Origin of the sequence: Enterococcus sp. DIV1304_2, from assembly GCF_050555445.1 — a bacterium.
Classification (GTDB): domain Bacteria; phylum Bacillota; class Bacilli; order Lactobacillales; family Enterococcaceae; genus Enterococcus_B; species Enterococcus_B pernyi.
Window position 1 is genome coordinate 1,287,201 of sequence record NZ_CP187851.1, and the last position, 25,912, is coordinate 1,313,112.

Genomic DNA, 25,912 nt, shown 5'->3' on the forward strand with positions numbered 1-25,912 from the left:
TGTAAGAATAGTGGTACTTATTCACTCTTTTCATTTATAGGGACAGTCTTCTAAAAATAATCCTGCGAATTTCAGTTGATTGTCGGCTGATTTTACCCTAGAATTAATAAGAATGAATAGAAAGTTAGGTAAATTATGGAACTAGAATTTTTAGGTACAGGCGCAGGGGTTCCTGCTAAACATCGAAATGTCTCAAGTATCGCATTGAAACTTTTGGACGAGCGAAATGAGATTTGGTTGTTTGATTGTGGGGAAGGCACGCAAATGCAGATTCTACGAACAAATATCCGTCCAAGAAAAATAGAAAAAATATTTATCACTCATCTCCATGGGGATCATATTTTTGGTTTGCCAGGTTTAATCAGTAGTCGCTCTTTTCAGGGGGGCGAAACACCATTAGAAATCTATGGCCCTAAAGGAACGGAAGCATTTGTACGCAATGCGCTGACGATTTCTCAAACAAAATTAGGCTACCCCCTTGTTTTTATTGATTTATCAGAAGATCAAGCTATTTTTGAAGACGCACACTTTTCTGTGTATGCAAAAAAATTAAGCCATGGCATCGAAAGCTACGGATATCGGATCGTTGAGCATGATCACAAAGGCGAATTACAAGTGGATAAGCTTAAAGAACTGAATATTCCAGCTGGTCCCATCTATGGAAAACTAAAAAAAGGGGAGACGGTCCAATTAGACAATGGCCAGCTCATCAATGGACGTGATTTTGTCGGTCCAGATAAAAAAGGCCGAATCGTGACCATTTTAGGAGATACTCGAAAAACGACCAATTCTGTTATATTAGCAAAAAACGCAGATGTCTTGGTGCATGAAAGTACGTTTAATAAAAACGAGGCGAGAATGGCCCATAATTATTTCCATTCAACGACTCATCAAGCCGCAGAAGTGGCAAAAGAAGCAAATGTCCAAAGATTATTACTGACCCATATCAGTGCGAGATATCTAGGAAAAGCAACACAAGAACTTGAACAAGAAGCACAAGAAATCTTTCCAAATACAAAAGTCATGAAAGATTTTGAGGTTGTGGATGTTCCGTTTCAAGAGGAGGAAAAAAGTTGAATTTAGAAAATAAAGTCGTTTTAGTCACTGGTGGCTCTGGTGGTTTAGGTGCACAAATCTGTTATGAAGCAGCAAAACAAGGAGCAATCGTTGTCACATGTGCAAGAAGAATCCAACAAATCGGCGAAGTGAAGGCGGTTTGTCAAGAACTAAGTGGAAAACCAGCATACGCGTTTCAACTAGATGTTAGTAATCCTGACAGCGTAGATGAATTGTACGACAAGGTGATGACTGAGGTCGGTCGTGTTGATATCTTAGTCAATAATGCTGGATTTGGTATCTTTGAGGATTTCTTATCCTTTGACTTAGGAAAAGCCTACGATATGTTCGAAGTCAATGTCTTGGGGATGATGGTATTGACACAAAAATTTGCGATCGATATGGCAGAAAGACGCCAAGGACATATCATCAATGTGGCATCCATGGCAGGAAAAATGGCGACAGCTAAATCTACGATCTATTCCGCTACAAAATTTGCTGTTTTGGGCTTTTCAAATGCGTTACGTTTAGAGTTGAAGCCACTAGGAGTCGCGGTCACTACGGTAAATCCCGGACCAATCGAAACGGAATTTTTTGATAAGGCTGATCCAAGTGGTAGCTATTTGGAAAAAGTCGGTCACTTAGTTTTGGATTCAACTAAATTGGCGCAAACGATCGTGCGAGCGATGAAACATCCGAAACGTGAGATCAATCAACCGGTATTGTTAGAAATCGCGTCTAAATTTTATGCACTTTTCCCAACCATTGGGGATTATTTTGCAGGTGGAATTTTTAATAAAAAGTAGGTGAAGTAAATGAAAAAGCAAGGTAGTGTGATCGTTGGTTTTTTACTTGTACTTGTCATTGTCGTGTTCGCTGTATTGAACAATCAAAATGTTCCTGTAAGCTTTGGCTTTGCTTCTTTTAATGCGCCATTGATTCTAGTGATCATTGGTTCAGCATTGATTGGTGCATTGATTGTATTTTTAACAGCCTTTACGACACTATGGCAACAAAAGAAACAATTAAAACAATTAACAAAAGAATTAGCAGAGAACCAAGCAGATATCCAAAAGAAAATCGAAGAGGCGACAGAAGAACAACAAAGACAATTTCGAAATGAACGTGCGGAACTTGAAGCGGCCTATCAAGCAGAATTACAAGCAAAGCAAATACAGATCGAACAAATGCAAACACCTTCTGAATCACCTTCTCAAACACCAAAGCAAAGCGTCAATTACTTTGATTGATCATGGATAGCTGATGTTTTTTTGAAAGTAAATAGAATAAAGTGGTAGAAATCACTGTATCAAAAATCAAATAGAGGATTTATTACTCAATTTCTAAAAGGCAACCAAAGTAGGCAAACGAATCTGTTTTGTCTACTTTGGTTTATTTAAGTTAGTGATGTCAGAATCTAATCTTCTGAAATTCTTTTTTTTAGAGAAGACGTTTGCTATAATGACTAAGTTAGGGGTGAGTATGTGAGACGAGCAAATTTTGATTGGAAGGTCAATGAAACAACACCTTCTGAATCTTTTATCCAAATAATCAAACAACAAGGATTGTCTCCTCTGATCGGGCAATTGCTATGGCAAAGAGGATACCGAGAGGAAGAAAGTATCCATCGGTTTTTACATCCAAAAGAGCAAAAGTTGCATGATCCATATTTGATGTTTGATATGGACAAGGCAATCAGCCGTATCCAAGAAGCCGTGATCAATGGTGAACAAATCTTAGTTTACGGAGATTATGATGCAGATGGCATCACCAGTGCGACCGTCATGAAAGAAACGTTAGAATTGCTTGGTGCCCAAGTGGAAGTCTTTTTACCTAATCGATTTGAACATGGGTATGGACCTAATCTAACCGTTTATCAAGAGAAAATAGCCGCAGGTACCCAACTGATCGTGACTGTCGATAATGGGGTAGCTGGGCATGAAGCAATTGCTTATGCACAACAGCAGGGAGTAGATGTGATCGTGACAGATCATCATGAGTTGCCTAGTGAATTACCGACGGCTTATGCAATCATCCATCCCCGCCATCCACAAGGCAATTATCCTTTTGGAGAATTAGCAGGTGTCGGTGTCGCATTTAAAGTAGCGACCGCTTTGTTGGAAGAACCACCAGCAGAATTTTTAGATTTAGTCGCAATTGGCACAATCGCTGACCTTGTCTCTATGACTGATGAGAATCGGACGCTAGTGGCGTTAGGCTTAGAGGCAATTCGTCATACCGAGCGAGTAGGCTTACAGGCACTGTTTGCGAAAAGTAGTGTACGTGCGAATGAAGCGGATGAAACGATGATCGGTTTTTCGATTGCCCCGCGCTTGAATGCCATCGGTCGGATGGGAGACCCTAATCCAGCGGTTGAATTACTAGCCACATTCGACGAAAGTCAAGCTCAGACATTAGCCGAGCAGTTACAAACGGTCAATGAAGAACGTAAAGCAATCGTTGAGCAAATCACCTCAGAAGCATTAGCGATGATCAATGAAGAGAACCAGATCCATTTATTAGCACATCCAGGTTGGCATGAAGGGGTACTAGGGATCGTCGCAGGAAAAATCATGAATCAAACAGGCAAACCAACAATCGTGCTTGGCATCAAAGACCAGTCCGTTGCAAAAGGATCAGGTCGAAGTATCGAAGCGTTGAATCTTTTCGATATGCTGAATGAGATGCGTGAATTGTTTACATTTTTTGGTGGCCATCACGCAGCAGTCGGTTTAACGATGCCAGCGGAAAATATCCCCCAATTACAAGAACGGATGAATGCCTATATAGAAGAAAAGAAAATCGACTTGTCCAAGGGTCCTGCGTTGACGATCGATGAGGTCGTCTCGCCAAAAGATGTGACGGTCGAACAAATCGCTACATTGAAATCACTGGCACCATTCGGAACAGATAATCCTGTACCTAACTTTTTATTCAAACAGGTTGCTGTCCAAAATGTAAAACGAATCGGTTCGAACCAACAGCACTTGAAGCTTTCTTTAGTGGATGAAGATAGTCAATTAGATGCTGTCGCGTTTGGTTTTGGCCCACAAGAAAACGAATTTGTAGATGATTCACTTGATATTGTAGGACAGTTATCGATCAATGAGTGGAATGGACGCAAAAAACCACAGCTGATGGTTTCCGACTTTGCAGTAGAAGGATTGCAAGTGTTTGATTGGCGAGCAAAACGTTACCGAACGCTAGCAAATGAAATCGAACATCCGATTTATTTAGCTTTTGATGAAGCATCGATCAAAGAACTAAATAAGTCGATACAAAAACACATCATTCATTGGACAGATAAAGAAATGATTCAATCATGGATTCAGGAAAATGACCCAAACGCATTAGTCGTGATCGATTGTCCAACCGATTTGACCGACTTGAAAGAGATCTTATCATTTGGGTCCTTTAGCCGAGTTTACTTTTTAGGTATTTCTGTTGATGAAGCATACTTGAACGGTGTAGGAACAAGAGAACAATATGCTCGACTCTTCAAATTGATCCATGCGCAAGAACGGATCGATATCCGACATAAATTAGGTGCAATGGCCAACTATTTAAAAATTCCACAAAAATTATTAATTTTTATGATACAGGTGTTTTTTGAGTTGAAGTTTGTTACAATAAACAATGGTGTTTTGGAGAAAGTCGCAGATCCGGCGAGTCATCCATTGACTGCAAGTGACCGCTATCAGGAGCGATTGAAAAAAATCAAATCAGAGGAATTCTTACTATTAAGTGACATTCCCACAATAAAAAAATGGTTAACAACCTAGGAGGAAACAATAAAGTGGATTTAAAAAATTATATTGCCAGTATTCCTGACTATCCGTCCAAAGGAATTATATTTAGAGATATCTCGCCATTGATGGCTGATGGAGATGCTTATCGTGAAGCAACGAAGCAAATCGTTGATTATGCGAAAGAAAAACGTATCGATATGGTCGTTGGACCAGAAGCACGTGGATTTATCGTAGGGTGTCCAGTGGCTTACGAATTAGGCGTGGGCTTTGCTCCTGTTCGTAAAAAAGGAAAATTACCTCGTGAAACGATCGAAGTGACTTACGGACTTGAATACGGGACAGATACCTTGACGCTGCACAAAGATGCAATCCAACCAGGACAAAGAGTCTTGATCTGTGATGACTTATTAGCAACAGGTGGAACGATCAAAGCAACGATCGAATTGATCGAAGAGCTTGGCGGAGTTGTTGTGGGTTGTGCCTTTTTGATCGAGTTGATGGACTTGCATGGTCGTGACAAAATCGAAGGCTACGACATGATTACTTTGATGGAGTATTAATCAAATAAAATATTGAACAGAAAACCCCCTTCCACAAACGGATGAATCGTTTGCGGAAGGGGATTTTCGTTGGATGAGTAGCCTCAATTTATTGATAGAACAAATATGTGCAAGGAGTAGGTAGTCAGTTTGTCGTTAAAAAAAAGCAAACGAGCGATCATCGTTTGCTTGGACGGAATTTTCATAGAAGCGATCTTATTTACTTTTACGAGTGCCTGGAGCTGTAATAGGTTTCGTGATAGAAGGAGTCTTCATGGGATTGACGACGTTGTGATTGACGGTATTTTTTTTCATCCCACAACATAAACCACAATGTAAACAAAGGAACAAAAACCAACAGCGCTGTACGTAGACCAAAATTACCAATAATAATACCTAAAAACAAAACGATCAATACTAAACCAAAACGTCTCATTGATTTCATGATTTTCACCTCTTTATAGAATGCGAACAAAAGTTCGTATCATTATTATACGAACTTTTGTTCGTTTTGTAAAGAGGGAAGTTCAAAAAGAACAAAGATATCTACTAAAAGAGGAAAAGACGAGCTTGAGATCATGATCTCAAGCTCGTAAATAAATAACTGAATTTTCTTTTCTTATCAATAAATATGACTACGGTACAGACCAACGACACGACCTAAGATCGACACCTCATCTAAAATGATCGGTTCCAGTAAATCATTCTCGGGTTGCAAACGAAAATGATCTCTTTCTTTATAGAACCGTTTGCAAGTTGCTTCGTCTTCTGCAGTCATCGCAATCACGATATCACCATTTTGTGCAGTTTCTTGTTTACGGACAATGACATTATCGCCATCCAATATCCCAGCATTGATCATACTTTCTCCTCGGATCGTCAACATGAACAGACTGCCTTCTTCTGAGGAAAGGTTTGGTGGGACTGGAAAGAAGTCAGAAGCTTCCTCGACAGCTAGTATCGGCTCTCCGGCAGTAACAACGCCGAGAACAGGGATCGTCGTTGGGCGAATCCCAATTTTTGATAATCCTTGTTGCGTCAATTCGATTGCACGTGGTTTCGTAGGGTCTCTTTGAATAAAGCCTTTTTTCTCTAATCGGGCAAGATGACCATGGACTGTCGATGTGGAAGAAAGCTGAACAGCTTCTCCGATCTCACGGACAGTCGGTGGATAGCCTTTTTGGGTCACTTGTTCGTGAATATATCGTAAGACTTCGATTTGTCTTGTTTCAGTTTGTCGGGCCACAAGGTACACCTTCTTTCACTTGATAACTAAATAGTACCATAGAAAATACATGATTTCAAACAAATGTTCGCATTAAAGACTATTGATGTAGTTGTTTTTTTTTCGTTTTTTATATAAGATGTAGGAGAAGCAAAAGCGAGGAGGAATAGTTGTGTTATCGCCTGAAAAAATCGAACGTATCAATCAGTTAGCTAAAAAGAAAAAAGCAGAAGGATTGACACCAGCTGAAGTCAAAGAGCAAAAGGAATTACGAGAAGCATATCTGACAGCCTTTCGTTCTGGCATGAGACATCATATTGAAGGGATGAAAGTGGTTGATCCCGATGGAAATGATGTCACACCAGATAAATTGAAAGAAATCCAGAAGAAAAAAGGCCTCCACGACCGAAATAGCAAGTTTTAGTAAAAAAAACTAAAAGTCGTTGCTTTTTCAGAGGAGATACTATAAAATTAGAAGTAGAAATATAGGTAAAAAAAACCTAAATTACAGGAGGGGTTACATTGTTTGATAAAATTGATCAGCTTGGTGTGAATACGATCCGTACATTGAGTGTCGATGCAGTACAAAAAGCAAATTCAGGACATCCGGGGTTACCAATGGGTGCCGCGCCAATGGCTTATGCCCTTTGGACGAAACACTTGAAAGTGAATCCGAAAACTTCTAAAAACTGGGCAGACCGTGACCGTTTTGTCTTATCTGCGGGACATGGTTCAGCGATGTTGTACAGCTTGTTGCACTTAGCAGGGTACCAAGTGACGATTGATGACTTGAAACAATTCCGTCAATGGGAGTCAAAAACACCAGGACACCCTGAGGTCAACCATACGGACGGCGTCGAAGCAACGACTGGTCCGTTAGGACAAGGGATCGCAATGGCTGTGGGGATGGCAATGGCAGAAGCGCATCTAGCAGCAACCTACAACAAAGATCAATTCAACGTCGTTGATCATTATACCTATGCGTTATGTGGCGATGGCGACCTGATGGAAGGTGTGTCTCAAGAAGCAAGTTCGATGGCTGGTCATATGAAATTAGGAAAATTAATCGTTTTATACGATTCAAACGATATTTCTTTAGATGGACCAACCTCAAAAGCCTTCACTGAAAATGTTGGCGCACGCTATGAAGCTTACGGTTGGCAACATATCTTGGTCAAAGACGGCAATGATTTGGAAGCTATCTCAAAAGCAATTGAAGAAGCGAAAGCCGAAACCGACAAACCGACATTGATCGAAGTGAAAACGGTCATCGGATTTGGTGCACCAAACCAAGGAACTTCTGCGGTCCACGGCGCACCACTTGGCTTAGAAGGCATTCAAAAAGCCAAAGAGATCTATGGTTGGGAATACCCTGACTTTACCGTACCAGAAGAAGTGGCGGAACGTTTCCGTCAAACGATGGTTGAAGAAGGCGAAAAAGCTGAAAATGCTTGGCGTGAGCTGTTCGCAGCATACAAAGCAGCGTATCCAGAATTAGCGCAACAATTCGAAGATGCTTTTGCTGGGAAGTTACCAGAGAATTGGGATGCAGAACTTCCAACGTACGACGAAGGTGAAAGCCAAGCGAGTCGTGTCTCAAGTAAAGAAGTTATCCAAGAATTATCAAAAGCGATCCCAAGCTTCTGGGGTGGTTCTGCCGATCTATCTGGATCAAACAATACGATGGTGACAGCAGACAAAGATTTCACGCCTGAACACTATGAAGGCCGCAACATTTGGTTTGGTGTTCGTGAGTTTGCGATGGCATCAGCGATGAACGGGATCCAATTGCATGGTGGTACCCGGATCTATGGGGGAACATTCTTTGTCTTTGTCGATTACTTGCGTCCAGCTGTGCGTTTAGCAGCGATCCAAAACACGCCAGTTATTTTCGTCTTGACCCATGACTCTGTGGCAGTTGGAGAAGATGGCCCGACGCATGAGCCAGTGGAACAATTGGCTTCGGTTAGAAGTATGCCAGGTGTCCATGTCTTACGTCCGGCGGACGGGAACGAAACTCGTGCGGCGTGGAAAGTTGCGATGGAATCGACAGATACACCAACGATCTTAGTCTTGAGTCGTCAAAATCTACCAGTTCTTCCAACAACAAAAGAAGTGGCGGATGATATGGTTAAAAAAGGTGCCTACGTCTTGTCTCCAGCTAAAGGGGAACAACCAGAAGGAATCTTGATCGCGACAGGTTCAGAAGTGGATCTAGCGGTCAAAGCGCAAAAAGTATTGGCGGAACAAGGGAAAGATGTCTCAGTGGTTTCAATGCCAAGTTTTGATTTGTTTGAACAACAATCTGCAGAATATCAAGAAAGTGTCTTGCCAAAAGCAGTGACGAAGCGTGTTGCGATTGAAGCGGCTGCTTCATTTGGATGGGAACGTTATGTAGGAATCGAAGGTCAAACGATCACGATCGATCACTTTGGTGCTTCTGCTCCTGGAAACAAAATACTTGAAGAATTTGGTTTTACAGTAGATAATGTAGTCAACGTCTTCAATCAATTATAGACAAATACTGAAAGCAGTTCGATTGGAGTGCTTGGAGATTTTTTCCAAGCCTCCAATTTTCTATTTTTTTTAGGTACAAATTAGTAAAAAGGGATAATTGTCGTTACTTTTGTGTTACTTTTTGATTACGTGAAGATTACAAAAAGTAAATAATTGAAGATTCGTTTGAGTTTCAATAAAATAAAACGTATAATTTAAATGATTAAGTTTCGTTTAAGAGGAAGTTTTATTTACTGTTTCATTTGAGGAGGAATTTGAATGCAAGAGCTGAGAACCCGTAGCGCTCGACACCATAGGCCCAAAAGGAAAATGACCATCAATAAAAAAGCCATTGCACCTTTAGTGGGGACAAGCCTATTAGTTGGGCCAATGTTGGTCACAGCAACACCACAAACTGTACGTGCGGATGAGTTAGATGTCGCATCTTCTGCCGATCCGCAAGCATTTATCAATCAAATCGGATGGGCTGCTTCTGAAGTTGCAGCAAGCAATGACTTATATGCATCTGTCATGATTGCACAAGCATTACTTGAAAGTGCGTATGGTACATCTGGATTATCAAGTGCACCATATTACAACTTATTTGGAGTCAAAGGTAGCGCAGGTCAATCTGTGGTATATATGAATACGCAAGAATATTTGAATGGTCAATGGGTAACGATGAACGAACCTTTCCGTCGCTATTCATCTTATTGGGAATCATTCCAAGATCATGCGAATGTTTTACGTTCTACTAGTTTTTCGACAGGCGATTATCATTATTCAGGTGTATGGAAAAGTAATACAACCAGCTATTATGATGCAACAGCTTATTTAACTGGACGTTATGCAACAGATCCTAATTACGCATACAAATTAAATGAATTGATCAGCACATATAATCTGACTCGCTTTGATACACCATCAACTGGTTCAACAACAACTAGTACGACAAGTACCACAACGACAAGTACGACAACCTCTACAACGACTACGACAAGTAGTAACCAAACTTATACTGTCGTCTCTGGAGATACACTTTGGGATATTGCTCAAAAATTTGGTATGTCCGTCGATGATCTGATGGCAAAAAATGGCATGACGATGTCAAATTATTCATTATTGGTTGGACAAGAAATCAATGTCTAACTTTATATCAACTTAAAAATAGAGGCATATCATTGGATATGCCTCTATTTTTTGCTTCTCCAGTAAGAATCACTCGCAGAAGTACCTCTTTTGTATTATGATTAATAGAGAAGCAAATGAAGGGGGAAAAAACATGACACAGATTTATCAGTCGATCACAGAATTGATCGGTAAAACACCTATCGTTCGATTAAATAAGATGGTTCCAGAAGGAGCTGCGGATGTTTTTGTTAAATTGGAATTCTTCAATCCAGGTGGAAGCGTGAAAGACCGTATTGCCTTAAATATGATTGAAAAAGCAGAACATGATGGAATATTGAAACCGGGTGATACAATCATTGAACCAACTTCAGGGAACACTGGTATTGGTTTAGCGATGGTCGGTGTAGCCAAAGGATATCATGTGAAACTTGTCATGCCTGAAACGATGAGTATCGAGCGTCGCTTATTGATGAAGGGCTACGGAGCAGAACTAATTTTGACTCCAGGAACAGAAGGCATCAGTGGTTCAATCAAAGAAGCAAAACGTCTGGCTGAAGAAAATGGGTATTTCTTGCCTCTGCAATTTGAAAACCCAGCTAATCCATTAGTTCATGAAAAAACGACTGGTCCAGAAATCCAAGCGGCGTTTGGTGTGAATGGGTTGGATGCGTTTGTTGCAGGAATCGGTACTGGTGGAACGATCACCGGTGCGGGACACGAATTAAAACGGATCAATCCAGCGCTTAAGATCGTTGGGGTTGAACCAGCCGAATCTGCCGTTTTAGAAGGAAAAGAACCTGGTCCACACAAAATCCAAGGCATCGGAACAGGGTTTGTCCCGGATACGTTAGATACGAATGTATATGATCAAGTCTTATCAGTATCTAGTGAGCAAGCAATGATCACAGCTCGCCGTATGGGGCAAGAAGAAGGGATCTTAGTGGGTGTTTCAGGAGGAGCCGCAGTTGAAGCTGCACTTAATGTAGCTAAAGAACTAGGTGCTGGAAAAAAAGTTCTTGCGATTATTCCTGATAACGGAGAACGTTATTTGTCTACTCCATTGTATCAGGATATGTAAGTCTACGTGAAAATCTGAATAAAAAGTGTGAAATAATGGTGAAACATCCGTTATTTTACACTTTTTTTGCATAAAATAGGCAAAATTATAAAATTCTTTTCTTTTTCTTTCCATAATATGTAGATTTAAAAAAATAAAAATAGTATGATAATAAAAGAACAATAAGGTGGGGTTTTGTTTATATGGAAAATAAAAAAGTAGAAGCGGCGATCGAGCAGCTGAAAAAAGAAAATATTCGGATTACGCCGCAAAGATACGCAGTTTTAGAGTATCTGATTGAGCATCGTTCGCATCCAACTGCAGATGAAATCTACAAGGCGCTTGAGCATCGCTTTCCTAATATGAGTGTTGCTACAGTTTACAATAATTTACGATTGTTCACATCGATCGGCTTTGTTCAAGAAATGAAATATGGTGATGCATCAAGCCGATTTGATTTTAGTTCACAAAGACATTATCATGTGATTTGCCAAAATTGCGAGACGATCGTCGATTTTCATTATCCAGGTCTAGAAGATATTGAAATGGCGGCGGGGCGCTTAACTGATTTTGAAATCCATGATCATCGTTTAGAATTATATGGGCTATGTCCGAATTGCAAAAAATAAATCGTGCGAACATCTGAAACATCGATAAGGTCAAATGACTTTGTTGATGTTTTTTTGTCTTTCATTTGTGACGTGTAGAAAAACATGGGATACCTACTCCTGTGAAATTAAGAAGAAAACACACTAACAGTTTTAAAAAGGTGAAAATATTTATGCGATTTTTTATGCGATTTCGTATTCATTCACAATCACAGAGGTGTTAGTTTAAAACATCACAAAAAGAACGTTTATTTATCAGCGTTTTAAATCGAAAATGCGCAAAATATGATAAGTAAGCACTTGTGAATTCACAAGCATAAAACTGTTGGATACGTTTTAATTTTGCTATAGTAAAAATTGTCAAAGGACAAATCGTTTATCGGAGGGACACACATGAAAGTAGTAGTAATCGGCTGTACCCATGCAGGAACAGCAGCAGTAAAAAGCATCTTAAAAAACAACCCAGAAGCAGATGTTACAGTTTATGAACGTAACGACAATGTTTCATTTTTATCTTGTGGGATCGCATTGTATGTTGGAGGCGTCGTGAAAGACCCAGCAGGCTTGTTCTATTCAAACCCTGAAGAGTTAGCTTCGTTAGGTGCGAAAGTGAAAATGGAACATGATGTCACTGATGTTGACACAGAAAACAAACAAGTCACAGCGAAAGATTTAAAAACTGGCGAAACTGAAACAGTTTCTTATGACAAATTAGTAATGACTACTGGTTCATGGCCAATCATCCCGCCAATCAAAGGGATCGAATCTGAAAATATTCTTTTATGTAAAAACTATAACCAAGCAAACGAAATCATTGCTAAAGCAGAAGAAGCGAAGAAAGTAGTGATCGTTGGTGGTGGTTATATTGGGATCGAATTAGTCGAAGCGTTTGTCGAGTCTGGCAAAGAAGTGACATTGATCGATGGTTTAGATCGTATCTTGAATAAATATCTTGATAAACCATTTACGGATGTGTTAGAAAAAGAATTGGTCGATCGTGGCGTTACTTTAGCTTTAGGTGAAAACGTTTCTGAGTTCATTCCAGATGAGAATGGTAAAGTAAAACAAGTAACTACAGCTAGCCAAACATTTGATGCGGATATGGTTATTTTATGTGTTGGTTTCAGACCAAATACAAAATTAGTAGAAGGTAAAGTAGAAACATTGCCAAACGGCGCAATCAAAGTAAATGAGTACATGCAAACAAGCAATCCAGATATTTTTGCAGCGGGCGATTCAGCAGTTGTCAATTATAACCCAAGTGGTACGCAAAACTACATTCCTTTAGCAACAAATGCGGTCCGTCAAGGATTGTTAGTAGGAAACAATTTAACAGAGCAAAAAATGGCTTATCGTGGAACACAAGGAACTTCTGGTTTGTACTTATTCGGTTGGACGATCGGTTCAACAGGTGTAACAACAGAAAGTGCCCCAATGAATAACTTGGATGTCCAAGCAACACTATTTGAAGATAACTATCGTCCAGAATTCATGCCAACGACTGAAAAAGTCATGATGGAATTAGTATATGAAAAAGGAACAAATCGTATCGTAGGCGCACAATTCATGTCTAAATACGACATCACTCAATCTGCTAATACGATGTCATTAGCGGTTCAAAATAAAATGACTGTTGAAGACTTAGCTCTTTCTGACTTCTTCTTCCAACCTCATTTTGACCGTCCTTGGAACTACTTGAATCTTCTTGCACAAGCAGCTCTAGGAGAAATCGAGACAGCTCAATAATTGGTCAAAGCGTCATAGACAAGCCATCTGGAAGCAATATTGTTTCCAGATGGTTCTTTTTTTTTGGAACTCAACTGGCTATTTAAAGGTCAAAATTTTTTATTGACACTTTTTGTTTTATTTCTCACGAGACAGGAATGGTTTGTTGCAGACTTCACCAGTTGCAATTAGTTGTTTTCCTTTGTTTTTTTTGTCAAAATAATAGATATAATTAATTTCCAACAAAGCAGATGTAGTGAGTTGGACTAGAGGAGGATCATTATGGAAAAAGAATATTTTGTACAACAGGATAATTTTATTGAAGATTACAAAAAAGTGACAGGGAATGAAACGATCGATATCGATTCATTAGCAGAAGAAGTGATCAATCAATTAAATGAAACTCAAGCAGAAGAATTCGTTTTATCTGGAGATGAGACAACAGATGGGGAGGACCATCAATTCCCGTTTAGTCGACGGATCTATACCGATGAAAATGATGGAACATTGAATACAGAGTATACGTATGAAGGACAACCATACGAGCTACGAACGGATGACGAAGTACAATAATAAACGTTCTATCGAGCGTGAGCGTCATTTTCTAAGCTGCTTGTAGATTAGATATGAGACCTTTTCATAGAGGAGAGCATATACTAATACAAGCAGCCTTTTTTTCTAGCATACATATATTCCGAAAAGTGAAAACTAAATATAAAAACCACTAAAACATTTTAAAAAAATTCAAATAATCCTTTCTTGCTTCAATTCTTGTTTTTACGTATACTAATTTTAAAGAGAGGGATAATAATGTTGAATTTAGAAAACTATTTAAAAGCTGGTCAAACGATCGTTTCCAATCTTTTGCTTAAAAATTATCATCGTATCGGCTTACAAGCAGATGAATTTTTATTTATATTACAGTTGCATATGGCACAATCAGAAGGAGATTCATTCCCGGATCTGATGAATATTTCCCAGAATATGGGCGTCAAGCAAGAAAAAGTTTTTCAAATTTTGAATCGATTGGTCAGTGGTCATTTCATAGCGATCGAAACTACACTTATTGATGGACGTAAAGCGGATCGCTATGATTTGACACCAACGTATGTGCATTTAGAAAGATTATTAGAAAAAGACTCTCTAAAGCAAGAAGAAGAAGTCCAAGAAAAAACGACACGTTCAGTCTATCAATTATTTGAACAAGAGTTTGGACGGCCCTTATCCTCTATTGAATTCCAACGGATCGGACAGTGGTTGGAAGAGGACCATTATCATCCGGAGATTTTGAAACTAGCTTTACGGGAGGCTGTATTGAACCAAGCGTATAGTTTCAATTATATCGACCGTATCTTATTATCTTGGGAACGGAAAAATTTAAAAACCAAACAGCAAGTAGAAGAAGATCAAAAACGCAGAAAGCAGCAACTGCTTCAAAAAGAAATCGATCAGCCAGCACAACAAGAAGAGCTGCCAAAAGTATCATTAAAGAATTGGCTGGAAGAATGGGAGTAATATGTTAGGTAAACAACGTACAATGGAAGCTTTTGAGAAAATGTATGAGATGTTTCCAGAAGCGCATGGAGAATTACAACATAAGAATCCTTATGAATTATTGATTGCCGTCATTTTAAGCGCACAAGCAACAGACGTTTCGGTCAATAAGGCGACACCTGCTCTATTTCAGGCTTTTCCAACTCCTGAGGCGTTAGCTAAAGCCCCACTAGAAGAGATCATTCCTAAAATCAAAACAATTGGATTGTATCGGAATAAAGCGAAAAACATCAAAGCATGTGCGCAACAGCTGATTGATCATTTTGGAGGACAGGTCCCTCAGACAAGAGAAGAGTTGGTCTCATTACCTGGTGTGGGTAGAAAAACAGCAAATGTGGTGCTTGGGGATGCATTTGGGGTGCCAGCTATAGCAGTTGATACTCACGTAGAACGTGTGACGAAACGACTAAGGATCTGTAAATTGGACGCGTCAGTACAAGAAGTTGAACAAACATTGATGAAAAAGGTGCCGGAAAATTTATGGGTAAAAACGCATCATACATTGATTTTCTTTGGACGGTATCACTGTACTGCTAGAAGTCCCCGCTGTGAAGTATGTCCTTTACTGGATATGTGCCAGGATGGCAAAATGCGAATGAAAAATCCTGCAAACAAAAACTTAAAATAAGAAAGAAGAGGTCATGACAGAAGTGTTTAGCCTCGATCAATAAGGCACCATCCACGAAAATTGTTCGTCCAATTTTTTTGTGGATGGTGCCTTATTTCTGAATTAGTTACTTTTATTCCCGCCATTTATTCGATTTTCGAATATGTGAGCGGAGGAAAATCCCACCTTTTTTTGTAAAGAAACAAATATTGAGAAAGATGCATAAGAGAAAAAGAATAAATGATTGTTTATAACATTACAAGAAAATTTTCTGAATGATACAAACGAAAATTATTTAGACGAAATAAATAATAAAACATTATTAGAATAATAAAATAAATCAGTTATTTTATTATGATGTTTTTATAAAATATGCATGTTAGAATTAGGCAATTATAACACGTTTAATTTATTTATTTTGTTTTAAGTATGTTATATTTTTAGTTTTAAATAAAAGAGTTTTCTGTTAGAATTTAATTATAGAGGAGGAATTATATGATTAAAAAAACATTGCTTTTATCAACTTTAGTTTTAACAATGGCTGGATGCGCTACATCTGCCCAAGGAGAAGATACAACTAGTACAACAAATGAGACACAGAAGGAAACACCGGTCATTACTCTTTCGGATGTAGAAGAAGCACAACAAGAATGGGCAGAGAATATTATAGCGATTGGTGAAGCTAGCTTGGAAAGTGACGAAAAAGCCGAAGAAAAAGCGCTTGAGACACTGGAAAATCTATATGCTTACGATGACGGTCAAGTGCTCTTCAAACCAACGAAAGCTGCGGAAGTACCATTTCGCGGAACAAAAGATGAAGCACTATCTTATTTTGTTGGTGGGGACATCGCAGAAGATGGTGGATTTGCCTTAGAGCCTTGGACAGATATCCGCTTTGATAATCACGATACGATCTTGAACGGTGATACAGCGATTTCTTCAGGTGTATATTATTTTACTTCTGGGGAAACCAACGAAGAAGTCAAAGTTGAATACACATTTGGTTATATCATGGATGAGGATGGCGACTTAAAAATTCAGTTACATCACTCAAGTGTGCCATTCGGATAAGAAAAGATGTATGGCTAAATCAACAAAATGACTGACTATCCTGCTTGATCTTTTAACTTAATTCAGGCAGAAGTCGCCCATCCTCTATAGGTGGGTGATGAATGCCGTTCGGTATGAGGGTTACCGTTGGTAACTCGAAAACCGACATGTAATGCATATTGCCTTTTTATTTTGTACTATGTTATAATCAGTCTATATAATAAATGAGCTGATATAACAATGGAACTAGATACTAATAATCATTCAGTGTTTCTTCTCTATTATCATCTTGTACTGGTAACTAAATACCGTAGACAAGTGATTGATGATGAAATATCTGAATTTGCTAAAATAACTTTTGTACGAATTGCAGAGTCATATCACATCACTCTCGTTGAGTGGAATCATGATAAAGATCATGTTCATATTATGTTCAAAGCACAGCCAAAAACAGAGCTGACGAAGTTCATCAACGCTTATAAAAGCGCGAGTTCACGCTTGATAAAGCGTGACTATCCTAGAGTAAAACAATATCTTTGGAAAGAAATGTTTTGGTCTAAAAGTTTCTGCCTGTTGACAACTGGTGGCGCACCAATTGATGTCATCAAAAAGTATATTCAGAATCAAGGTAATAACCACAAATAGAGAGTAGGTGAGTCTTATGGAGCGACTAAAAGCATATAAATTCAGAATTTATCCAACAGAAGAGCAGGAAATGTTCTTTGCTAAGTCTTTTGGTTGTGTCCGTAAGGTCTACAATCTAATGCTTGATGACCGAATGAAAAATTATGAAGAAACTAAAAATGATTCTTCTATAAAAATGAATTTTCCAACACCAGCTCAATATAAGGAAGAATTTCCGTTTTTGAAGGAAGTAGATAGCCTGGCTCTAGCGAATGCACAACTTAATTTAGATAAGGCATATAAGAATTTTTTTAGAGATAAATCCGTTGGGTTTCCTCGATTCAAAAGTAAGAAGAATCCTGTACAAAGCTATACAACTAACAACCAAAAAGGAACAGTAGCTTTGATTGATAATAAATTCATCAAAGTTCCTAAGTTGAAGTCTTTAGTCAAGATTAAACTCCATAGACAACCTAAAGGAATTATCAAATCTGCCACAATCTCACGTCATCCAAGTGGTAATTACCATATTTCTTTGTTGTGTAAAGAAGAAATAGTTGAACTTCCTAAAAACGATTCTTCTATTGGAATTGATCTTGGTATAACTGATTTTGCCATTCTTTCTGACGGTCAAAAGATTGATAATAATAAGTTCACGTCAAAAATGGAAAAGAAACTAAAACGTGAACAACGTAAGTTGTCAAGACGTGCATTATTAGCTAAAAAGAAAGGTGTCAATCTCTTTGAAGCCAAAAACTATCAAAAACAAAAACGAAAAGTAGCGCGGCTACATGAAAAAGTAATGAATCAGCGCAACGACTTTCTAAACAAGTTAAGTACAGAGATTATCAAAAATCACGATACTATCTGTATTGAAGACTTAAATGCAAAAGGTATGTTACGCAATCATAAATTAGCTAAAAGTATTTCTGATGTATCGTGGTCTAGTTTTGTAACTAAACTACAATACAAAGCTGACTGGTATGGATGTGAAATCATCAAAGTAGATAAATGGTTCCCATCTAGTCAACTCTGTTCGGATTGTGGTCATCAAGATGGCAAGAAAACGCTCGAAATACGAGAATGGACTTGTCCGGTTTGTCATGCTCATCATGACCGTGATATAAACGCAAGCATCAATATTCTGATCGAAGGTCTCCGAATAAAACAATTAGCTTAGATAAAATCAAGAACCGTAGGAACTACGGGGATAGCTTGGCAAATAAGAGACACCGCTGTTAGTAAAGAAATACACTATCAAGTATGCTCTATTCCCAAGAAGCTCCCACTTCAAGCGTTAAGAACCGTCAGGTTTAGCTAAGTGGTGAGTAGTTCACCACTTCCACCATGTAAGATTGATACATAATGTAGGATAGTCAAACGAATCATCGAAATAAATTATCAGCACTAACTGAAATGATTTTAAGCAATATTTGTAAAGCAACTGGAGGATCAAACGAGGCAACTCGTTGGTTCTTCAGTTTTTTTGCTAGGTATCGCATGCAAATAAATCAATAAATTTCTCTTAAATTTATTGGAATAAAATAAATTCAAGAATATAATTATTGGAATTTTATGCAGAAATATTCTAATATTAAATTGTACTTGTTTTTTTATAATAGTTATTTTAGGTTATCGCTTAAAAGCGAACGAAGGTTTACACCGTTCTCATGTCAAATAATTACTATAAATCAACAAGTATCTTTTGTTTTCTGAATAGTAAGAATATTTTTGCTATTTAAAAATGACAGGGAAAGATTGAGGTGATGTTATACTATTTGAATTTTTACATTTCAACTATAGATTGAGGAGAAAACAAATATGCTGCCAGATAAATTAATATTATTATTCATTACAAAAACACAATTTTTACAAATGAAGGTATTAAAAGAAATGAAACATGGAGCAGTCTCAATAAAAAAGCTGGAAGATGAAATGGATCTAACAAAAAGACAAGCAAGGAAGATACTTCAAAATTTGATGAGAGAGTATGATGAAAGTGAATTCTCAAAAAAAACGCACACCTCTTTGATTCTAGATAAAGATGAATTGCGCTGTATGCCACAACTAACCGATACGGAATATCTCGAATTGATCAATATTTTTCAAGAAAGATATTTTGCAGAGTCAAATTTGTATCAGACATTGTTATATGTGTTGGAAAAAAGGAAATTCAGTGTTTCAGATATCGCAAAATATCTAATCTATAGTGAGTCACATGTATACAAACTTTTAGGAAAGTTGAAAGAATTGTTTCAATTACTAAAAATTGATATTCGATTGATGAAGGTCAATGAAACATTGATTGAGTTAACAGGGAGTGAATCTACTATACGTATGTTGCATTATCTGGGAATTGCAGTCATTTCAAAAGGAAACTATTGGTTGTTCAAAACGATTACACAAGAAGAAGTAATCAACTTACGCTTATCCATCAATTTTGATCATTACCAAAATTTATCTCCGCTAGGGAAAAAGCGTATCAACTATTTATTAGCGGTCAGTTTAATATCATTGAAAAACGGGTACCAAATCCAGGATCTACCCTCAGAACTCGTGGAGCTGGGAGAAACAGTCTATAAGGAGGAGATGGATGCGTGTTTAGAAAAGCTGACTGTCAAAAAGATGATAGATGGCACAAATGCACGAAATGAATGTATCCATTTCGCCTTTCTATCCAACTATTTTGCACAAGATTTAAATAAGAAAGAAGAAAAAGAAGAACTGGGAAGAAAGCTAAGGGAGCTAAAGAAGAATTCAATCGTCACCAAATGTAAAAAAATACTCACGTGCATGATTGATTACTTTCATATACCAGAAACGATTTTTTACCAACTACTCTATTATTTGACAAACAAATTAGTCACTATCCATCATTTGGAATTATATAAATTTATGCCTATATACCATGATGCACTACCAACAAATCGTTATGGCTCCTATATAGAGCGTTGTATTGATAAAAACTTAAAATCTTACCAAAATGAACCTTCTTACAATCACATCAAAAATAGTTTTGTGCAAGTCATGTTAGGAAGCTTGGCATCCAACAGTCTTAAATCTGAACATAAAGTTTATGTGGAATTTTTTAACCTTCCAGAATCTAAAAATATAGTCGAAAATATTATTACTCATTACTACAATAATAAACGAATAAAAATCGTAGAATCGTATGATCATGCTGATATCGTTATTTCGGATACCCATGGATACGAGGATAAAGACTTGTTTTATTTTAAACATATCTCAGATAAAGATTCATGGACAAGGCTGGGATCGTATTTTAATAAAGTTATCGTAAATACGTACAAATTTTGATAACGATTGACTAAATAACATAATAAGATACGATAAATCGAAGTTATTTTCCAAATCTGTTTATCATCTCTTGGTTTAAATGAACAAAAACTGAATAATAGTTTTGTTTTTCACAAGTTATAAATACTTATATATAAATATTTTAATGTTTTTTTATATGTACTTTTGTGATTTGTTGATCAATTTATGTCTGCTATTTTTAAATAAGTTATTATGTTATAAAAATAATGTAACAAAAAATATTGGAAGGAAGGTATGATATGAAAAAAAGATTATTGGGTAGTGTTGTATTGGTTTTAAGTCTAGGAGGAATAATTTTTGGTGCGACAAAAGATGTTTCTGCTCATGGGTATGTAAGAGAGCCAATTAGTCGAGGATACCAAGGGTCATTAGATGCCCGTACCAACTGGACTGCAGCATTTCAAAAGTATGGGGCAGTGATCAATGAGCCACAATCTTTAGAAGCATTGAAAGGCTTCCCAGCAGCAGGACCAGCGGATGGACGAATTGCTTCTGCAAATGGCGCGTTAGGTTTTCAGTTAGATCAACAGACATCCACGTTATGGACAAAGCAAGATATCAGTACTGGTCCTAATAATTTCACTTGGCATTTTACGGCAAATCACCGGACTGCGAAATATCATTACTACATCACGAAAAATGGTTGGGATCAAAACAAACCACTTGCGAGAGAAGATCTAGAGTTATTATCGGAATTCGATGGTGGCGGACAATCTTCTGCGAATATTAGCGCAACGCACACAGTCAATATTCCAGAAGACCGTATGGGGTATCACGTTATTTTAGCAATTTGGGATATTAGTGATACTGCGAATGCCTTTTATAATGTGATTGATGCGAATATCAAGAGTAATGGAGCAATACCAGTCGTACCAAATAAACCAACAAATGTCAGAGCAGTAAATACGACAAAACAGTCAGTCTCACTTTCGTGGGATGCACAAGCAGCTGCTGAAAAATACAATGTGTATCGTGATGGTCAACTGATTACTACAACTTCTGCGAACAACTATCAAGATAATCAACTAACAGCAAATACCACGTATAAGTACGAAATCGAAGCAGTATCGTTTACCGGACAAGTATCTGAAAAAAGTGATGCGCTTCAGGTAACAACGTTAGCAGATAACGAAGTAGAAGTGCCAACAAGACCAGGTAACTTACATTCAATGGGGGAAACAGTGAACTCAATCTCATTGATGTGGAATCCTTCGAGCCACTCTGCAGGAATCAAAACATATGAAATCTATAGAGATGGCCAATTAGTTGGTCAAACTGCAAATACAACTTATCTAGATACTGGATTGAATGCTGGGACTCAATATACCTATACGATCAAAGCAGTGAGTAATGATTCTATTCGATCAGAGGCCAGCAACCGCTTAGTGATTTCAACAAAAACAAATGAAATTGCACCACCTAGTGAACATCGTCAATTTGAGTTAGGAAGTTTAACCAATCCAGTGCTGTACACAAAAGATGAAATCATCTTCCATGAAGGGAAACTGTATACAACATTAGTGACTCATTATAATTTTGGGGATCCATCTTGGGCGCCAGATAGTGCAGCAAGTTTATTTAGAATTAAATAACTTTTAAAAGTCTTTTAGCCTTTTGGATTAATTTAGGATTCCAATAGAATAACTTTTTTGTAGAAAGCTTAAAAACTTAGAGGGCCATTTATTGTAGATAAATAAAAATAGTGGGATGTTGTTATTAATTGCGCCTTAAAGAGGCTATACAATTTGTATAGCCTCTTTTTTATTGTTATCTCTAAAAACTAAAATCTATAAAAAAACTTTAAAAAAACTTCGTCTTCTAAAGAAATTTTTTTCTCTAAGTCGGGAAATACAATACCTCGAAATAAAAAAACATATTGTTTATAGTGAAGTTGTTATGTGAAAGGGGGAAGGTAAGTGGAAGAGATTCTTGAACGATTAATATCGAATGATTACAAAAAACGTGCCGTATTTATCTTGAATACTTTAGAGAGAAGAAAAAATGTGACCGTTCAATATCTTGCAAAAAGTCTCAAAGTAACTAGAAGAACGATTACCAATGATTTAAAAACGATTCAAGATGAATTTTCCGACACAATTGAAATATTGACTTCCTATAAAGGGGTCAGCATGTTTATATTGAACCATTTTAAGTTATTCGAGAAGAAAAAATCTTATTACATGAATGAAGACTTAGTAAAAGTGACAACAAGTATCCTTACAGGTGAACTGAAGCAGGTGATCGATTGGAGCTGGGAACTACACTACTGTGAGAAAACAGTGATCCAAAAAATGCGAAAGCTAAAGAAAATCTGCCATCAATATGGTTTGAATTTAAAACTTTCACCGGTTGAATTTATAGGGAAGGAGATCAGAATCAGGAAACTGTTTATTGATCTTTACATTAAATCAGCTTATCTAGAAATCGAAGATTATTGCCCCTATAAAAATGAAATGGAAGAAATAACCAAAATCGTTTTGGCGTTATGTTCGGATGTTTCCCAATCAATCACAAAGAAAATACTTGCTTTAACTTTTATCCGATTTGGAAAAGACAAATTATATATCCAGTCGCGATTGTTAGATTGGTTTAGAAACAATCCCTTAACGAATCAATTATTCATTGAATTTATTCAATTAGATTGTTTTAAGACCTACTCTAAAGAAGTCATTTTTGAAGAATGTTGTTTTATAGCTTGTATGATCCATTTACATGAATGTTATTACACAGAGATAGAAAAACACAATAAAGGATTTGCAGAATACTTTGGTTTTTCTGAGACAGTCAAACATTTGGTTTTAGATCTCAAGAGTGTTCTCGGGAATCGGATCCAAGTTGATAATGAGCAACTGTATTCAATTGTCAATTGCTTTTTATTTCAAGAGAAAATCAAACAGGAACTTGAAATTGATTTTTCATATAACGATGAAGAATCGGCGATGCTGATTGATTCAATCAACCGGCGGTTATATAAAGAAATGAATACAGTCATAAAAAAAAATAAAGCGATCCAAAAGAATTTCCTGCAAAAAAGATGTGCTTCATCATTTACTTCTGACTTATTACTTTTCTTATATACGAACAAGGCATGTGAAGTTTTAAGTACAGTTGTTGTTGCATTAAAACGAGGATTTTTAACGGATTTTGCTTTAAATGAAATTATTGAAAGATATCTACACACCAGGGCAAGCATCATGTACCAGGAACAATTGGAAACCATTGAAAATCCACTTGATGTAGATATATTAGTGACAAATATATTACCATTTCCGTATCAAGTTGGTGATCAAACTAAAATGTTTTATCTACCAGAAAAAGCAGATATTGACCGAACGATGGACATCGTTTCAGACTTGCTCGTTACGGATTTTAGATAATAACAAAGATAACTTATGTCGTTTAGGAGGACAAGTTGAAAAACTCAAAGACTTGGTATTATAAATTACTTTTACTATTTTTATTTCTTGTATTCGCGTATACGGCAAATCGGACCATCCTAATTTACGAGAATTTCCGACAACAGACAGAAGATATCGCACAAGTCTTGGTTCGCACAATCGATCAATTTGGACTAGAAGTCAGTCGCTTTGAGTTTGATTTTAGCTATAGTATAGCAAGTATCATTGGTACATTGACAATCGTGGGGGGGCTTGCTCTTGGTATCTTGTATCACTCAGGTATGCCGAAACATACAGAGTTTGAATATGGAAGTGCCAGATGGGGCAACAAAAAAGACATAAAGCCAATGATGGATAAAAAAAAAGACAACAATATCATTCTCACAAAAAGTGAATCGCTGTCTATGTCTGGTCGTATGAAGATCACTAAATCTAATAACTTTAATCGGAATAAGAATGTCATCGTAGTAGGAGGAGCTGGATCAGGGAAAACAAGATTCTATGTGAAACCAAATTTGATGCAACTGCATTCCTCTTATGTCGTCAGTGATTCTAAAGGACTATTGTTAAGCGAGACAGCAACAATGTTTAAAGAAGCAGGTTATGAAATCAAGGTTTTTGACTTGATCACGCGGGAAAATACAGATTACTATAATCCTTTTACTTACATCCGTAGCGAAGACGATATTTTAAAAGTCGTCAACAACTTGATCAAAAATACTTCAGACCCTGAAAAAAAGGGTGGCGATGATTTTTGGGAAAAAGCTGAAACTGCCTTATTGATGGCCACATTCAGTTATCTTTTGCAAGAAGTTGATGAGGAAGATCAAACATTGACGAATGTCGTTGAAATGGTTCGCTTAGCAAACTGTCCAGAGGATGTGCCAGATTATGTTTCCCCACTAGACGTGATTTTCAATGAACTTGAAGAAAAAGATCCTGCCAACTTTGCAGTGGCGCAATACAAAATTTTCAAATTAGCGGGGGATCGCACCGCAAAAAGTATTTTAGTCAGCTTAGGAGTGCGATTATCGCCTTTTGATATTCCAAATATCAAAAAAATCGTGAGTAAAGATACGTTAGCATTAGACACTGTTGGAGACAAGAAAACGATTATCTATATTTTATTATCAGATACAGATACGAGTTTCAATTTCTTAGCAAGTATGTTGTACCAACAATTATTCGATAGCTTAGTTTACAAAGCAGACAATGTTTATAAAGGTCGTCTGCCCCATCATGTGCGATGTGTCTTAGATGAATTTGCCAATATTGGACAGATTCCAGACTTTGAAAAAGTGATTTCAGTGATTCGAAGTCGCGAGATATCGGTCAATGTGATCTTACAAAACATTAGTCAGCTTAAAAATTTATATAAAGATACTTGGGAAACAATCATCGGGACCAGTGACGTTTTTCTGTATTTAGGTGGGATGGAGTTAAGCACGCATGAGTATATCTCCAAATTACTAGGAAAGAAAACGATCCAGCACAAGAACATCAGTATCACCAAAGGTAGTAATGGGAATTATAGTGAGAACTATCAAAAAATGGGTCGAAATTTATTGGATGTAGATGAAGTGGCTAACCTAAGTGGAACAAAAGCGATTTTGAAGATTCGTGGAATAGTTCCGTTTATATCAGAAAAATATGATATTACCAAACATAAAAATTATAAAAAACTCGGAGATGTGACTCCAGAGAATTGGTACGAACGAAATCAATCACCGAAAAATGAAGAGGAGAATGGATAG

At 37.3% G+C, this 25,912-nt stretch carries 23 protein-coding genes; 21 read left to right on the plus strand and 2 right to left on the minus strand.

The annotated features are described in order from the left end of the window. The first annotated feature begins 135 nt into the window (after positions 1-135). The 5 genes from rnz to IGJ14_RS06135 all read left to right on the plus strand — a co-directional run bounded on the left by rnz (position 136) and on the right by IGJ14_RS06135 (position 5,365). Complete coding sequence (gene rnz / locus IGJ14_RS06115) at positions 136-1,077, plus strand: ribonuclease Z (RefSeq protein ID WP_065095905.1); 942 nt, start codon at positions 136-138, stop codon at positions 1,075-1,077. After that, entirely contained in the window at positions 1,074-1,862 is a 789-nt protein-coding gene (locus IGJ14_RS06120) for an SDR family NAD(P)-dependent oxidoreductase (RefSeq protein WP_029594283.1), read from the plus strand. Before rnz ends, IGJ14_RS06120 begins: the two co-directional genes overlap by 4 nt. Positions 1,863-1,871: 9 nt before the next feature. Next, positions 1,872-2,306, plus strand: a complete 435-nt coding sequence (locus IGJ14_RS06125; protein ID WP_023519574.1) for a LapA family protein — start codon at positions 1,872-1,874, stop codon at positions 2,304-2,306. A gap of 234 nt (positions 2,307-2,540) precedes the next feature. Further along, positions 2,541-4,838 (plus strand): single-stranded-DNA-specific exonuclease RecJ, encoded by a 2,298-nt coding sequence (gene recJ / locus IGJ14_RS06130; RefSeq protein WP_195274480.1) that lies wholly within the window; start codon positions 2,541-2,543, stop codon positions 4,836-4,838. Positions 4,839-4,852: 14 nt separating this feature from the next. Then, the gene (locus tag IGJ14_RS06135; RefSeq protein WP_010735573.1) at positions 4,853-5,365 is read left to right on the plus strand and encodes an adenine phosphoribosyltransferase; all 513 of its coding nucleotides are present in this window, start codon (positions 4,853-4,855) and stop codon (positions 5,363-5,365) included. Positions 5,366-5,570: 205 nt separating this feature from the next. On the opposite strand, the gene IGJ14_RS06140 is transcribed toward IGJ14_RS06135, so the two are convergent. Further along, positions 5,571-5,789: a hypothetical protein gene (locus IGJ14_RS06140; protein ID WP_023519576.1), complete on the minus strand. Its 219-nt coding sequence runs from the start codon at positions 5,787-5,789 to the stop codon at positions 5,571-5,573. A gap of 177 nt (positions 5,790-5,966) precedes the next feature. Beyond that, positions 5,967-6,590, minus strand: a complete 624-nt coding sequence (gene lexA, locus IGJ14_RS06145; protein WP_010735571.1) for a transcriptional repressor LexA — start codon at positions 6,588-6,590, stop codon at positions 5,967-5,969. A 151-nt stretch (positions 6,591-6,741) separates the two neighbouring features. Here lexA and IGJ14_RS06150 point away from each other — a divergent pair, with 151 nt between their 5' ends. The 16 genes from IGJ14_RS06150 to IGJ14_RS06225 all read left to right on the plus strand — a co-directional run bounded on the left by IGJ14_RS06150 (position 6,742) and on the right by IGJ14_RS06225 (position 25,912). Next, the gene (locus tag IGJ14_RS06150; protein ID WP_010735570.1) at positions 6,742-6,993 is read left to right on the plus strand and encodes a DUF896 family protein; all 252 of its coding nucleotides are present in this window, start codon (positions 6,742-6,744) and stop codon (positions 6,991-6,993) included. A gap of 98 nt (positions 6,994-7,091) precedes the next feature. Then, complete coding sequence (gene tkt, locus IGJ14_RS06155) at positions 7,092-9,086, plus strand: transketolase (protein WP_108144620.1); 1,995 nt, start codon at positions 7,092-7,094, stop codon at positions 9,084-9,086. A 258-nt stretch (positions 9,087-9,344) separates the two neighbouring features. Then, on the plus strand, positions 9,345-10,214 hold the full coding sequence (locus IGJ14_RS06160) for a glucosaminidase domain-containing protein (protein ID WP_019724201.1): 870 nt from the start codon (positions 9,345-9,347) through the stop codon (positions 10,212-10,214). Positions 10,215-10,347: 133 nt separating this feature from the next. Next, positions 10,348-11,274 (plus strand): cysteine synthase A, encoded by a 927-nt coding sequence (cysK, locus tag IGJ14_RS06165; RefSeq protein WP_010735567.1) that lies wholly within the window; start codon positions 10,348-10,350, stop codon positions 11,272-11,274. A 182-nt stretch (positions 11,275-11,456) separates the two neighbouring features. Beyond that, the gene (locus tag IGJ14_RS06170; RefSeq protein ID WP_019724202.1) at positions 11,457-11,882 is read left to right on the plus strand and encodes a Fur family transcriptional regulator; all 426 of its coding nucleotides are present in this window, start codon (positions 11,457-11,459) and stop codon (positions 11,880-11,882) included. 372 nt (positions 11,883-12,254) lie between these two features. Then, positions 12,255-13,607: an NADH oxidase gene (locus IGJ14_RS06175; RefSeq protein ID WP_010735565.1), complete on the plus strand. Its 1,353-nt coding sequence runs from the start codon at positions 12,255-12,257 to the stop codon at positions 13,605-13,607. A gap of 261 nt (positions 13,608-13,868) precedes the next feature. Further along, positions 13,869-14,159: a DUF5960 family protein gene (locus IGJ14_RS06180; RefSeq protein ID WP_023519579.1), complete on the plus strand. Its 291-nt coding sequence runs from the start codon at positions 13,869-13,871 to the stop codon at positions 14,157-14,159. A 237-nt stretch (positions 14,160-14,396) separates the two neighbouring features. Beyond that, on the plus strand, positions 14,397-15,101 hold the full coding sequence (locus tag IGJ14_RS06185) for a DnaD domain-containing protein (RefSeq protein ID WP_010735563.1): 705 nt from the start codon (positions 14,397-14,399) through the stop codon (positions 15,099-15,101). Between the two features lies 1 nt (position 15,102). After that, on the plus strand, positions 15,103-15,768 hold the full coding sequence (gene nth, locus IGJ14_RS06190) for an endonuclease III (RefSeq protein WP_019724458.1): 666 nt from the start codon (positions 15,103-15,105) through the stop codon (positions 15,766-15,768). A 474-nt stretch (positions 15,769-16,242) separates the two neighbouring features. Continuing rightward, the gene (locus IGJ14_RS06195; RefSeq protein WP_066026564.1) at positions 16,243-16,818 is read left to right on the plus strand and encodes a hypothetical protein; all 576 of its coding nucleotides are present in this window, start codon (positions 16,243-16,245) and stop codon (positions 16,816-16,818) included. 219 nt (positions 16,819-17,037) lie between these two features. After that, positions 17,038-17,442: an IS200/IS605 family transposase gene (gene tnpA / locus IGJ14_RS06200; protein WP_071866345.1), complete on the plus strand. Its 405-nt coding sequence runs from the start codon at positions 17,038-17,040 to the stop codon at positions 17,440-17,442. A 16-nt stretch (positions 17,443-17,458) separates the two neighbouring features. Next, on the plus strand, positions 17,459-18,601 hold the full coding sequence (gene tnpB, locus IGJ14_RS06205; RefSeq protein WP_071866344.1) for an IS200/IS605 family element RNA-guided endonuclease TnpB: 1,143 nt from the start codon (positions 17,459-17,461) through the stop codon (positions 18,599-18,601). 641 nt (positions 18,602-19,242) lie between these two features. Then, positions 19,243-20,739 (plus strand): helix-turn-helix domain-containing protein, encoded by a 1,497-nt coding sequence (locus IGJ14_RS06210; protein WP_019723902.1) that lies wholly within the window; start codon positions 19,243-19,245, stop codon positions 20,737-20,739. Positions 20,740-20,999: 260 nt separating this feature from the next. Beyond that, on the plus strand, positions 21,000-22,352 hold the full coding sequence (locus IGJ14_RS06215; RefSeq protein ID WP_019723901.1) for a lytic polysaccharide monooxygenase: 1,353 nt from the start codon (positions 21,000-21,002) through the stop codon (positions 22,350-22,352). Between the two features lie 324 nt (positions 22,353-22,676). After that, positions 22,677-24,137 carry an HTH domain-containing protein gene (locus tag IGJ14_RS06220; protein ID WP_195339253.1) on the plus strand — a complete coding sequence of 487 codons (1,461 nt, stop codon included), beginning with the start codon at positions 22,677-22,679 and terminating at the stop codon, positions 24,135-24,137. A gap of 35 nt (positions 24,138-24,172) precedes the next feature. Continuing rightward, positions 24,173-25,912 (plus strand): VirD4-like conjugal transfer protein, CD1115 family, encoded by a 1,740-nt coding sequence (locus IGJ14_RS06225; protein WP_396349524.1) that lies wholly within the window; start codon positions 24,173-24,175, stop codon positions 25,910-25,912.